This window comes from Nostoc mirabile CHAB5784, from assembly GCF_020829645.1.
GTDB lineage: Bacteria > Cyanobacteriota > Cyanobacteriia > Cyanobacteriales > Nostocaceae > Nostoc > Nostoc mirabile.
Genome location: NZ_JAIVFS010000007.1, coordinates 36,518 through 49,796, shown reverse-complemented (window position 1 = coordinate 49,796; position 13,279 = coordinate 36,518). Strand labels below are relative to the sequence as shown.

Sequence of the window (13,279 nt, the reverse complement as noted above, 5' to 3'; positions counted from 1 at the left end):
CAACTGACAGAACGCCAAGGATATTAAAAAAAGAATGCTGACTGTTGCATTGCCAAAAGGGGAACTCCTTAAAAATAGCATCCGCCTGCTACAATCTGTGGGATTAGATTTTAGTGCTTTTTTAGATTCAGGAACTCGCCAACTTCAAATTCTTGATACTAAGGGACTTGCGAAAGCTTTGTTGGTGCGGGCGCAGGATGTGCCGGTTTATGTAGAATATGGTCAAGCACAACTGGGTGTTGTTGGTTACGATGTGCTGCGAGAGAAGCAGCCGCAAGTTGCCCACTTGGTGGATTTGCAGTTTGGGCATTGTCGGATGTCGGTGGCGGTAAAAGCATCCAGTTCTTACCGATCGCCTTTAGATTTACTACCGCATGGTAGAGTTGCTTCTAAGTATATGAATTGCGCTCGTGAATATTTCCACAGTCTAGATTTACCTGTGGAAATAGTGCCGTTGTATGGTTCAGTTGAACTAGGCCCGATTACTGGAATGTCAGAAGCGATCGTGGATTTGGTTTCTACAGGGCGGACTTTGCGCGAAAATGGTTTGATTGAAATTGCGACTCTCTATGAAAGCACGGCGCGGTTGATTGCCCATCCTTTGAGTTACCGCCTGAACACGGGTAATTTAAGTGATGTGATTGCCAAGCTGCGAGAAGCCGTTTTGGTAGAAATCTAATAGTAAGTGCTGTCAAGGTGACATGTTTGTTTCTCGAAGACCTTTATAACCCTGATATCATGTCCGCATAAATAGTTATGCTAACCACAGCCATTACACCCCACCCCCAGCCCCTCCCCGCAAGCAGGAGAGGAGACAAAGCTACGCTTTGTCGGGGTGGGGTTCTTCGGGTTTAATAAGCAATCAAGCGGACATGATATGATATCATGTTCGCATAATTAGTTATGATTTCCACAGTCATTGCACCCCACACGCCAGTCGCTCATGGGGGAAACCCCCAAGACCGCGCTGGCTCCCCTTAATCCCCTCCCCGCAAGCAGGAGGGGAGACGAAGCGACGATTGTCGGGGTGGGGTTCTTCGGGTTTAATAAGCAATCAAGCGGACATGATATGATTCGTTCGTTGTTCATTCTCAATCAAAACGCAGTTTTAGTGAGAAGATTATAGGACTTACGCACGGGTAACGGAAAACGAACCACAGAGAAGCCAGTGCGCCCTTGCGGTTAAGAGACTTGAAGCAACTGGCGCGGCGCAGAGAAGCCAGTGCGCCCTTGCGGTTAAGAGACTTGTCCCTTGCGCGTCTCCCCTTGGGAGAAGCAACTGGCGCGTCACGGAGGAATGAGAGTTTGAGAGGGTTTTTGCGTAAGTCCTAATTTACAAACGTGGGTTTTATAAAAGCGATGTGGTTTGTAATTGTTATGCAATAAACCAGCACACAGAAATTCTATATATTTCTATATATGTAGAGATATTGCATACCAAGCCCATCCTTTGAGTTACTTGCCTAAACCCTTCTAGAATAAAAACTATATGTAGGAAAATTTTATTACTAAACTTTTTTTTATTCTGAGAGGTATGATGAGCCGTCCAATAATTCTTGGTATTGTAGGCGACAGCGCTGCTGGGAAAACAACACTAACGCGAGGAATCGCTCAGGTACTCGGCCCAGAAAATGTTACGCTCATTTGCACAGATGATTATCACCGTTACGATCGCAAAGAACGTGCAGATATTGGGATCACCGCTCTCCACCCGGACTGCAACCACTTAGATATAATGCAGCAACACCTGTCGTTGCTACGCACAGGACAACCGATTCTTAAACCTGTTTACAGCCATAAAACCGGTACATTCGAGCCACCGCAGTATATCAAGCCCAATAAATTCGTGATTATTGAGGGATTACTCGGTTATTCTACCCGTGCTGCCCGTGACTCTTACGATGTTAAAGTTTACCTTGCACCCCCGGAAACACTACGCGCTAAGTGGAAAGTTAAGCGGGATACCCAAAAGCGGGGCTACACAGATGAACAGGTATTAGCAGAATTAGAAAAGCGTGAACCAGATTCAGCACAATTTATTCGTCCGCAGCGACAATGGTCTGATATAGTCATTAGTTTCTATCCACCCACTGGGGAAGATGATGAAACCAATGGACATTTAAATGTGCGTTTGGTACTACGTCCGACAATTCCCCACCCAGATTTTACCCAAATTGTCAACTCTGGCTATGGTAATTCTGACTCAGCAATCCGCTTGGGGCTAGACAGGGATATGAGTAAGCCTGTGGATGTCTTAGAAGTTGATGGTCATGCAACCTTAGACCAAGTGAATAAGCTAGAGCATATTATTTGTTCTGATATGCCCCATTTACGAAGTATTTGCGATCGCGAAAGTAACCCAGAACTGGGTAAAATTGCTGGTACAACTGGGGAAACACTGCAAAGTTATCCACTCGCTTTGACTCAGTTAATAATTACCTACCACATGCTCAAAGCAACGCAAATCTATCAATAACTGGGATAGGGAGTAGTCTAGTTCCATCAATGTAAAAGACGAGTTACGAAAAGAACCGCTCATAATCCAACGCCTTAGCTTGTCCCTCAGCGACATTCTTGTTTAGCACGCTGTGCAGCAGCTACAAGCTTTTGTTGCGTTCTTTGGAAAAATTCGTTTCAATGTATTCTCGAAGATGCTCTGCAACTCTATCCTGTACCTCAACAGATAAAAACTCCATCATCTTCACTACAGTAGCGATCGCTGCGGATGACATGGGGTGCTGCTCTCATATAAAATTCTTTTATTAAAGCTAGCACCAATTGCAGCTTAGTTGAACTTTGGCGTCAGAATTATGCTATGCCTACGGCCGTAAACTACGTACTTTGCTTACTCAAACAGGACTTATGCACAAACAATGGAAAATAGAATCACAGAGAAGCCAGTGCGCCCTTGCGGTTAAGAGACTTGAAGCAACTGGCGCGACGCAGAGAAGCCAGTGCGCCCTTGCGGTTAAGAGACTTGTTCGCTCAAGCGCGTTCCCGCTATGACAGCAACTGGCGCGACACGGAGGAATAAGAGTTTGAGAGGTTTTTTGCGTAAGTCCTATCAAACTTTCATATTCAAATTCAGCAACGCCAACTTTTCAGATTGTTGAATAAATCATCGAACATAGCGTAGTTTACCGCCGTAGGCATCGCTCCAAATCATATTATTTTTAGTCTTCCCTTTGAAAGTTGCAAATAAGATTACCCATACAAACTTAGCAAAATTATAGGACTTACGCACTGTACAAATGCATCGTGATGTGCATTACCTAAAATAGGTTATTTCAGGCTTTCTTAATTATCCTGCGATCGTAAATAGACCATGCTGTAGGGGCACAGCATTGCTCATTGGTGTCAACTTAAGCTAAAAGTAGCTTAACTGAAAGCTTCCTCACCCGCCTCGAACTAAAGTTCAAGGCTGATAGCTAAAGTCTACTGAAGTAGACTAAAGATTTTTGGCTATATTTAGTCATCAACAGAAGACTTCCGCTAAAAGCCAAGGAAGTTCAGTTCCTTGCGGGACATAGCTTTTACGTTAAGTTGACACCTATGAGCATTGCTGTGCCCTTACGAAAGATATGGTTTTTAACTTGCTTTATATTTGGTATTTCTTGTCAATGCGTAAGTCCTAAATTAAAGATTTTCTCAAATAAAGATGATTTTGAGAGCAAACAAGGGATAACTAAGGATAGTTCTATCTTTGATGCTATTCTCTGAGTTTTTTATGACCTATTGCCTCAGAATTGCCGACCTACCTACAAATGAGCGTCCGCGTGAGCGATTAATGACGCATGGTGCCAAAATTTTAGCTACAGCCGAATTAATCGCAATTCTTCTAGGCACCGGTCAAGGGCCAGGAAAACTGTCTGCTGTGGGTTTGGGACAATATATCTTGAGCGAATTAGGCAAACACCAACGCGATCCTTTGGCAGTTATGCGAGAAGTTAGCCCTGCTGAGTTGATGCAAATTTCTGGTGTTGGCCCGGCAAAGGCGACAAGTATCTTAGCAGCAATTGAACTGGGTAAACGCGCCTTTCAATCTCGGCCTAATGACGGCACATTAATTGATAGTCCACTTGCTGCGGCTGCTACCCTCAGTCAAGATTTGATGTGGCAGATACAAGAACGTTTTGCAGTAGTGCTATTAGATGTTAAGAATCGCTTATTAGGTACGCAAGTAATTACCATTGGCACAGCAACCGAAACCCTAGCCTCTCCCCGTGATATTTTTCGGGAAGTTATTCGTCAAGGTGCAACGCGGGTAATAGTTGCCCACAACCATCCTTCTGGCAACCTTGAACCTAGCCAGGAAGATATAGAATTGACGCGTCAGTTGCTAACAGGGGCGCAGCTTTTGGGCATTCCGGTACTAGATCATCTGATTTTGGGTAATGGCAATCATCAGAGTTTACGGGAACTGACAACCTTGTGGGATGAGCATCCGCAGGGGGATTAAGATAATTCGTAATTCGTAATTCGTAATTCGTAATTAAAGACTTGTGAGAATTGCAACCCGCAGATCCCCGACTTCGTAAAAGTTGTTGGGGATCTTGTTTCTGCACGTTTGATTTAGGATTGCTATGTTACAACTTATTTGCTTTCCTGCATGTTTCTAACTAGTTTAGTCACTAGCTTTCTGGGAGTAAATCTTACAGATTCAGCGAGTAGCTTATTTTTAATTCCAGGAACAACAACAGTTTTGTTTTCCAATAGACCACGATAGCCGATTTGGGCTACTGTTTCCGCAGTCATAATTTTTTGACCGCTTACCAGCTTTGAGTCTTCCATCGCGGCTCTTTGTTGAAAACCAGATTCTGTTGGGCCTGGACAAAGCGCCGTCACAGAGACACCTGTACCTTCTAATTCATTAGCGATCGCTTCTGAGAACGACAATACATAAGCTTTACTAGCGTAGTATACTGCCATCAGCGGCCCTGGTTGAAAAGCAGCAGTGGAGGCCACGTTTAATATTTTTCCAGACCCCCGCTTAACCATACCCTTGAGGAATAACTTGGTTAAATGTGTGAGACATAAAATATTAACCTGTAGCAATTGCAGTTCAGCATTCAGGTCAATTTCGTTAAATAATCCGTAGGTAGCAAACCCAGCATTGTTTACTAGCACATCAACTTTGATAGATGCTTGTTCTAGCTCAGTAAAAATCTCTTCTGGGGCTGATGGGTTAGATAAATCCTTGGAAATAACTTTAACATCAATGCCAAATTTATTTTTAAATTCATCGGCGATTTTATTCAGCTTTTCTACGCTTCTAGCTACCAACACAAGATTGTAACCATCCTGAGCAAATAACTTAGCGAATTCATAACCGATGCCGCCAGATGCACCAGTAATAAGAGCCGTTTGTCTGCGATTACTCTGCATAAATTTTCCTCTCTTAACTGCTTGAAATAAAAATGAATCATTAGTTATTAGTCATTAGTAACTTAACGTTCTTTAATCACCCTCGCTAGAGTAAAATCGAAAATCCTTTCACAGTAAGGTTTTGCTCATCAGATTTATTGCCATCGAGAAATTTCCAAGCAACTGCCGCTTTTGTTCCTAAGACTTTTTGTCCACGTTTGGGTAGAGATACGTATGCAACATATACACCTGAACTAGATTCTGAAGTCGGATTTGACTGCGTTACTGGCTCTTTTTCATCGGAATTCCAACTGTATTGAGCGTCATATGTGCTATCTGTTGCGGCAACATCAGTAATTAGATAGTCAGACCACAGGGGTACTTGGTCGAGATGACTCTCACGCAACCAATTCGTCTCTTGTTTTGTGAAGGAATGCAGTGCTAAACGCAGGGCATATCTACAGACATTATCATCACTGACTGAGTTTTTTGGGATTAAAAAGGCTGTAAACAGAGGAACGGGTTTATCCGTTCTTGTTAACTCTTGTGTGATTGGGCAATAATGAGCGATCGCTTGCTCGTATATAGGAATAGGAAGACCACGCAAAGCAACCCTAGTTTCCAGTTGATAAAATTTCTTGTCCAGGTCTTTTAACTCGACATTGCTCTCTAGCTGGGCAGCAGTAGGCATTCTGAACATTTCCTCACCTATTGGTTATCTTAGCAAGTCTTTGCACTTAATTTGTCAGTGATACTTCGCCCATCAATAACTTCGCCGCCACTCTACTGAGTTTCCTTTTACTCTGATTCAAATTTATGCCAGAAGTCTATTGACTTCAGACAATTCTATTGAGAAGCTAATAGTTAGCTTAACTAAATAATGCAGGTGCATCAAACTTGTGACAATACTGACGGGAAAAATAAATCGATCGCAACCTCAAGAAGAACCAAAACTGTTGATTTTGGAAACTCAGGGACTCACACGCCGTTTTGGGAAGTTAACCGCAGTTAATAACCTGAGCATATCTGTGGAACAGGGCGAAGTATTTGGACTGCTTGGCCCTAATGGAGCAGGGAAAAGTACAGTTATTAAAATGTTGACAACCTTACTGCCTATCAGTGCAGGGAAAGCAACCTTAGCTGGCTATGATGTGGCTCGTCAATCTAATCCTGTAAGACGAGCTATCGGCTATGTACCCCAGGCGCTGTCTGCTGATGGTAGTCTCACGGGTTACGAAAATCTCTTAATCTTCGCCAAGCTGTATGGAATACCTGCCAAAGGACGCGATCGCCGCATCTATGAAATTCTAGAATACATGGGTTTGCAAGATGCGGCGAAACGCTTGGTACGAAACTACTCTGGTGGGATGATCCGCAAACTGGAAATTGGCATATCAGTTCTACATCAACCCCAAATTTTGTTTCTTGATGAGCCGACTGTCGGACTAGATCCCATCGCTCGAACTCAAGTATGGCAGCTTGTACTACAATTCTGTGCTGATTACGGCACAACTATATTTTTAACAACCCACTTTTTAGAAGAAGCGGATAGCTTATGTAACCGAGTGGCGATTATGCAGCAAGGTGAAGTCGTTACTACAGGTACACCAAGCGATTTAAAAGCTTCTTTAGATAACCCAAATGCAACTTTGGATGATGTCTTTATTCACTATACAGGCGACCAGTTAACATCAGGAGTGAACTACCGTGACACAGCAAGAACCAGACGTACTGCTCAACGGTTGGGTTAAATCACCACCCACTGTCCGAGTAAATTTGATCTCTGCAATTAAAGAGCTAGTTACGAAAACCCTGGCGATCGCTGAATTGGAAGTGCGTAAACTCCGCCACGATCCCACTGATTTAATAGTTCGAGCTGTGCAACCAGCATTATGGCTGCTGATATTTGGGCAAGTTTTCTCCCGGACTCGCGCGATTCCAACAGGCAACTTACCCTATTTAGACTTCATTTCTGCTGGCATCTTGGCTCAGAGTATTTTGTTTGTGGCAATTTTTAGTGGTGGGATGACGCTAATCTGGGAGCGAGATTTAGGGATTGTACATAAATTTTTAGCTAGTCCTACACCCCGTGTAGCGATGGTGTTGGGCAAAGGTTTAGCATGTGGGGTACGGTGCTTATCTCAGGTAATATTCATTTACGGATTGTCATTTTTATTAGGTGTCAAACTAAATCTTCATCCCCTAGCTATTCTCCAAGTATTAGTGATAGTCATGCTGGGGGCGGGTTCCTTTTGCATTTTTTCATTAATTATTGGCTGTTTGGTGAAAAGCCGAGAAAGGATGACGGGTATTGGACAATTGTTAACCATGCCGTTATTTTTTGCTAGCAATGCCATATATCCGATCTCGTTGATGCCCAATTGGTTAAAGTTCATTTCCCATTTAAATCCCTTGACTTATGAGGTTGATGGCTTACGCAGCACCATGCTGTTAAACGGCACTAGCGTCTATGGCTTTGGTCTGGATTGTACAATTCTCTTATTAACATTAATAATTTTGGCCATCCTTGGTGGAAAACTTTATCCACGGGTGGCCATGTAACTAGGAGAACAACAAGCCCATGACCTTGGATAAACCTAATCAAGGTGCAACTTCCGAAGAATGTGCCGCTAGAGTAATGGAAACAGTTCCATTAGTGATGCGGTTTATCCGAGCGGATATGCGTGCCCATAGTGCCGCTTTTTTATCTATACCTCAATTGCGATCGCTAGCATTTATCAACCGCAATCCTGGTGCTTCATTATCTGACTTAGCAGAGCATTTAGGTGTCACCTCTGCCACGGCATCAGCAACCATAGAACGTTTGGTACAACGCGACTTTGTGAAACGGATTGCTCATCCTCAAGAGCGGCGGCGGGTGCTGCTCAATTTAACTGAAGATGGAAAACATCATCTCAAACAATCCCAAGATCAAACTCGCGCTCATATTACTGATCTGCTGAAAGGTCTTACAGAAGACCAAATTTCCAACATTGAAGAAGGCTTAACTCTACTAAAAAATGTCTTCGAGAAAACAGAACTCAAAGCCCCATAACTTTGAGGTTGCACAACACGATCCCTTTGCAGCCTTTAAGTTTCGAGACTATCGGCTATTTACCATTGGACGGCTGGTGCTCTTCGTGGGGTCGCAAATGCAAACTGTAGCGATTGGCTGGGAACTCTATGAGCGGACTAACTCAGCGATCGCTTTAGGTGGTGTGGGACTGGCGCAAGTCCTACCGATGATTATTCTCACCTTAATTGCTGGAGATGTTGCCGATCGCCGCGATGCCTACGGCGGGCTGCGCCTACGCAAAGTGACCATGTTACTCTCGGTAATGTTGCTAGCCCTCTGCTCCCTAGCTTTAGGGGTACTTTCTTATACTCAAGGGGCAATTTTTCTAATTTACGCCTGCTTGGTATTAACAGGTGTCGCTAGGGCATTCCTCAAACCTGCCAGTGATGCTTTGATGTGGCAATTAATACCTGTCAGTGCGTTTACGAATGCAGCCACCTGGAATAGTAGTAGCTTTCAGTTAGCCGCAGTTATCGGCCCAGCCTTCGGAGGATTTGGGATTGCGCTATTAGGAAGTGCTACAGGAGTTTATGTATTAGCAGCGATCGCAGCTTTACTGTGTTTTATTTTAACGCTGGCGATCAAAGAGCAAAAAAGTATTCGCTCAACCGAGCCAATCTCACTCAAAGCACTTGCAGCTGGTGCTAAATTTGTTTGGCAGAATCAGTTGATTTTAGCAGCGATTACATTGGATCTGACTTTTCACGGTATGTGGAAAAGCCCATTTTGAGGGTTTTCCAAGCCCTGATTTTTTCGTTAGCTATTTTCATTAACTTAAAGCTATTGAGAATTAGCCTGTGGAAAAAGTCACGTTTTTTTGGGGCTTGAGGACTTACCGTGAAAAGTCAGTTACATTGGATATGTTTGCTGTATTGTTGGGTGGTGCGATCGCGCTCCTCCCAATTTTTGCCAAAGATATTTTACATGTGGGGCCAGTTGAGTTGGGATATCTACAAGCAGCGCACTCCGTCGGTGCTTTGACTATGGCGATTACCCTGGCGTATTTACCACCGTTACGCAAAGCTGGGCCGTCCTTATTATGGTCAGTGGTTGGCTTTGGAGTTGTAACAATTATCTTTGGACTTTCTCGTTCCTTTTGGCTGTCTATGTTGATGCTGACTCTTGGTGGCGCCCTAGATAGTATTAGCGTTGTGATTCGTCATACATTAGTTCAAATCAGAACACCGGATCATTTGCGTGGTCGGGTTGCTGCTATTAATAGCGTGTTTATTAGTGCATCGAATGAACTAGGAGGCTTTGAGTCAGGCTTAACTGCGGCTTTATTTGGCCCAGTGATTTCCGTTGTGGGTGGTGGAATTGGCACAATTGTAGTGGTGATAGCTACCGCAATGATTTGGCCAGGAATTCGTAAGTTAGGGGCTTTGCAGGAGTATAAATAGAATTTAGGACTTACGCATTGACAAGAAATACCAAATATGGATTAAGGTTAAAAACCATATCTTTCGTAAGGGCACAGCATTGCTGTGGCCCTATAGCATCGTCTATTTACAATCGCAGGATAATTAAGAAAAGCCTGAAAACTTCCCATTTTAGGTAATGCACATCACGATGCATTTGTACAGTGCGTAAGTCCTAGAATTATGTCTGATTTTAATTCCTGCATTTTGTACCCAGGACTATTTCATTCTAGACATAAACCGCCCGGAACTAAAGTTCACAGGCTTTTAACTAAAGTCCGTTTTAACGGACTATAACCTTTTCTCAGTCGTCTTTAGACGAATGAGTGCTATTAGACTCAGAATTCATTCTGAGGCGGGCTAGATGAGAATGAAATAGCCCTGATTTTGTACCTCAGTTACTTGCAAACTGCTGTAAAAAGGAAAATGGTAGTATCAGATGATAAAGTCATAGCTACTACCATTTATTCCATAAATAATATCTGTCCCACCCCAGCAAGATATAACAATCAGAACATGTTAGCTTTTGCATCAGGTGGGATTTTGGTTTAGCGATCGCACATCGCGTAATTAGAAGGTAGACAAACCCAGAATTTTGGGATAATTTCTAACTTAAATTCGCCTTTAAAGTTATGCAATTGGTACTAAGCAATTGGGAAACCGCCGTCACCAGTACCAAATGGTATATTGCCTCCTTGTGGAATTCCATACTTAGCAAAGTCGAAGCTGCCTTCTTGTGGAATTCCATACTTAGCAAAGTCGAAGTTGCCAGCCGTTGGGATGCCAGAGCTACCCAAACTAAAGCTGCCTTCTTGTGGAATTCCATACTTAGCAAAGTCGAAGCTGCCTTCTTGTGGAATTCCATACTTAGCGGAATCGAAGCTGCCTTCTTTTGGAATTCCATACTTATCAAAATCGAAGCTCTCAGCCGTTGGGATGCCAAAAGCTCCTCCAGGTGCGAAAGGATCGCTGGGGTTGCTAGCCTGACCACCACTATTAACGGGGTTACCAGGAACAGAATTTGTATTAGATGCCATTAGAGTTAATCCTCCTATTGGGACATAAATTTTGCTTCATTTATAAATGTCAAAAAAGCACAATTAAGCTTCATTTGTAGCTTTATTATTGTTTTTTTAATTACTAATATTGATATTTTCTGACTAAATTACAGAGTGTTTTTATGAAAATTACTGATTAAAAGAAACCTGCAATTAACGCTGGTTATGCCAATAAATATAAAAAAATTAACTTATTTTTACAATGAAAAATCTTTAGATGCTTGTGCCAAATCTTTAGATACTTTTACTAATGCAATTTGAAGGGTAAGATCATCTAAATTGGTATAAATCGGACTTGACAAATGGGCATCATGAGTAAAAAATAGCAATGAGCAGATTACTCCTAGAGCAATCTTGATTTGATTACGTGAAAAAATCTAGGTATATGTAGTGGCGTGACAAGGCTAAAATGTTGCAAAAAAAATGTAGGTTGGGTGGAGGCTTTGCGTAACCCAACATCCTGATATATGTTGGGTTGCGCTCCGCTCCACCCAACCTACGTCTGATTTGATAATGTGAAAAAAATCTAGGTATATGTAGGGTGCGTTAGGGCAGAGTCTGTAAAGCACCAAAGTGTAAATTTATCTTTAATTTTTAATTTTTTGACGATGGTTAGCAGCTTGTAATAACAGAGATTCGGCAAAAGCGATCGCGTCACTTGCAGATTTACCACCAGCTAACTGTGCTAGTTCTTCCCGGCGAGTATTTAAATTCTCCAAGGTAGTAACTCTGACAACGGTACGCTGATCGGCGTTGTCATTGTTGGCTTTTTTACCTTTGCCTTGATTGATAGTTTGTTTATCTACGCGGAAATGGCGATCGGCCATTGCCGCAACTAAAGGCTGGTGAGTAACACATAATACTTGGTTGCGTTGACTTAGCTGGTGTAATTTTTCAGCGATCGCTTGGGCGACTCTTCCGGAAACCCCAACATCAATTTCATCAAAAACCATTGTCCCAGCCGCATCAACCTGAGAAAAACAAGCTTTCAGCGCCAGTAAAAAGCGGCTCATTTCCCCGCCAGAGGCAACTTCCGTTAAAGGTTGCAGTGGTTCTCCAGGGTTGGAACTAAACATAAAGGTAATTTTATCTGCTCCCATAGCAGTTGGGGGAGCAGGCACTATCTCAACCAGAAACTTTACCTTTTCCATCGCTAGGGGCTTGAGTTCAGCGATCAAACGTGATTCTAAATTAGCAGCCGCCTTACTCCGCAATTGAGTTAACTGATTACTTGTTTGGGTGAGTTTCTCAAAACACGCCTTTTCTTGCTGTTCTAGACTTTCGATAGATTGTTCGCTGTCGTTAAGTTGGGCTAATTCCCCTTGGATACGTTGGTAATAGGCGATCGCTTCTGTAAGTGTCGGCCCATACTTGCGGCAAATTTGCTTCAATTCCTGAATTCGTTCTTCCACCTCTTCCAATCGGTGCGGATCGGCTTCCAAACCATCCCCATAAGCATTAATCTGCCTTCCCACTTCCATTACCGCAGCTTGCGCGTCCCTCACCAATTCTAATAAGGGTTGTAGTTGGGTATCATAATCCACCATGTCATTTAATGTTGCCTCACTGTCTCCCAATAAATCTGCGGCGGCGGGAGTTTCATTATCGTTTTGATACAAAGCCTGATAAACCTTGTAACTCATCTGTTGCAAATCGACGACATGATTTAGGCGTTCCCGTTCTTGTCCCAACTGTTCCAATTCATTAGCTTCGCTGAGATTGGCTGCTCCCAGTTCTTGCACTTGATAAGTGAGCAAGTCGAGTTGTTGCAACCGTTCCCGTTCTGATGTCCGGCGTTTTTCAAGTGCTAAATGCGCCTGTTGGTAAGCACTGAAGCTAGTGGCGACTTTATGACGCTGTTGCATCAGAGAGTCACCGCCATATAAATCCAACCAATCGCGGACTTGGGCAGATTGTCCCACTTGTACAGTTTGACCTTGGGCTGTGATTTCCACCAAGCGATCGCGCATTCCTCCCATAATCTGCCGATTAACCAACACGCCATTCACCCGCGATCGACTGCGGATATTACTAGCAGTAGCTGTGATTTCTCGGCTAATGACTACGGAATTTTCATCAAGCAAATCTATTTCTTGTTCAGTTAACCAAGCGGCTAGGGGGGCGTTTGAGGTGAAAGTAGCTTCTACCATCGCCCGACTTGTCCCCGTGCGAATGACTCGACTAGAGACTTTACCGCCCAAAGCGGCATCAATGGCATCCAAGATAATCGATTTTCCAGCGCCGGTTTCACCTGTTAAAACATTTAATCCCGCGCCAAATTCCAATTCCAGTTGGTCAATTAGGGCAAAGTTTTCAATTCGCAGGCAAAGCAACATCAAGCCAAATTCTCCATGAGGGCAGAT

General features: G+C 43.3%; 11 protein-coding genes and 2 pseudogenes. 8 read left to right on the top strand and 5 right to left on the bottom strand.

Features of this window, described 5'->3' with window-relative positions; translation table 11 throughout:
• Window positions 1-34: 34 nt before the first annotated feature.
• Together hisG and LC653_RS07305 are read left to right on the top strand one after the other, a co-directional pair.
• The gene (gene hisG, locus LC653_RS07310; protein ID WP_229493743.1) at window positions 35-679 is read left to right on the top strand and encodes an ATP phosphoribosyltransferase; all 645 of its coding nucleotides are present in this window, start codon (window positions 35-37) and stop codon (window positions 677-679) included.
• An 858-nt stretch (window positions 680-1,537) separates the two neighbouring features.
• On the top strand, window positions 1,538-2,476 hold the full coding sequence (locus LC653_RS07305; RefSeq protein ID WP_229493902.1) for a phosphoribulokinase: 939 nt from the start codon (window positions 1,538-1,540) through the stop codon (window positions 2,474-2,476).
• 121 nt (window positions 2,477-2,597) lie between these two features.
• Here the strand turns inward: LC653_RS07305 and LC653_RS46775 are convergent, their stop codons facing one another.
• On the bottom strand, window positions 2,598-2,732 hold the full coding sequence (locus LC653_RS46775) for a hypothetical protein (protein ID WP_308189049.1): 135 nt from the start codon (window positions 2,730-2,732) through the stop codon (window positions 2,598-2,600).
• A 995-nt stretch (window positions 2,733-3,727) separates the two neighbouring features.
• On the opposite strand from LC653_RS46775, the gene radC reads away from it, so the two are divergent.
• A complete protein-coding gene (radC, locus tag LC653_RS07295) occupies window positions 3,728-4,459 on the top strand; it encodes a RadC family protein (RefSeq protein ID WP_229493741.1) in 732 nt (243 codons plus the stop codon).
• Window positions 4,460-4,593: 134 nt separating this feature from the next.
• Here the strand turns inward: radC and LC653_RS07290 are convergent, their stop codons facing one another.
• Together LC653_RS07290 and LC653_RS07285 are read right to left on the bottom strand one after the other, a co-directional pair.
• Window positions 4,594-5,385, bottom strand: coding sequence for an SDR family NAD(P)-dependent oxidoreductase (locus tag LC653_RS07290; RefSeq protein ID WP_229493740.1), 792 nt, complete (start codon window positions 5,383-5,385; stop codon window positions 4,594-4,596).
• An 85-nt stretch (window positions 5,386-5,470) separates the two neighbouring features.
• Window positions 5,471-6,055, bottom strand: coding sequence for a hypothetical protein (locus LC653_RS07285; protein ID WP_229493738.1), 585 nt, complete (start codon window positions 6,053-6,055; stop codon window positions 5,471-5,473).
• A gap of 208 nt (window positions 6,056-6,263) precedes the next feature.
• On the opposite strand from LC653_RS07285, the gene LC653_RS07280 reads away from it, so the two are divergent.
• The 5 genes and pseudogenes from LC653_RS07280 to LC653_RS07260 form a co-directional block, all read left to right on the top strand.
• Window positions 6,264-7,115, top strand: a complete 852-nt coding sequence (locus LC653_RS07280; protein WP_229493737.1) for an ABC transporter ATP-binding protein — start codon at window positions 6,264-6,266, stop codon at window positions 7,113-7,115.
• Entirely contained in the window at window positions 7,072-7,926 is an 855-nt protein-coding gene (locus tag LC653_RS07275; protein WP_229493736.1) for an ABC transporter permease, read from the top strand. The genes LC653_RS07280 and LC653_RS07275 overlap by 44 nt, the downstream gene beginning before the upstream one ends.
• Window positions 7,927-7,945: 19 nt before the next feature.
• On the top strand, window positions 7,946-8,419 hold the full coding sequence (locus tag LC653_RS07270; protein WP_229493734.1) for a MarR family winged helix-turn-helix transcriptional regulator: 474 nt from the start codon (window positions 7,946-7,948) through the stop codon (window positions 8,417-8,419).
• Window positions 8,385-9,125, top strand: a pseudogene (locus tag LC653_RS07265) (MFS transporter); the annotation flags it as partial. The gene LC653_RS07270 and the pseudogene LC653_RS07265, both read left to right, overlap by 35 nt.
• Window positions 9,126-9,291: 166 nt before the next feature.
• A pseudogene (locus LC653_RS07260) lies at window positions 9,292-9,840 on the top strand (MFS transporter); the annotation flags it as partial.
• A 662-nt stretch (window positions 9,841-10,502) separates the two neighbouring features.
• On the opposite strand, the gene LC653_RS07255 reads toward LC653_RS07260, so the two are convergent.
• On the bottom strand, window positions 10,503-10,895 hold the full coding sequence (locus tag LC653_RS07255) for a hypothetical protein (protein ID WP_229493732.1): 393 nt from the start codon (window positions 10,893-10,895) through the stop codon (window positions 10,503-10,505).
• 608 nt (window positions 10,896-11,503) lie between these two features.
• The gene (recN, locus tag LC653_RS07250; protein WP_229493730.1) at window positions 11,504-13,252 is read right to left on the bottom strand and encodes a DNA repair protein RecN; all 1,749 of its coding nucleotides are present in this window, start codon (window positions 13,250-13,252) and stop codon (window positions 11,504-11,506) included.
• Window positions 13,253-13,279: the final 27 nt, after the last annotated feature.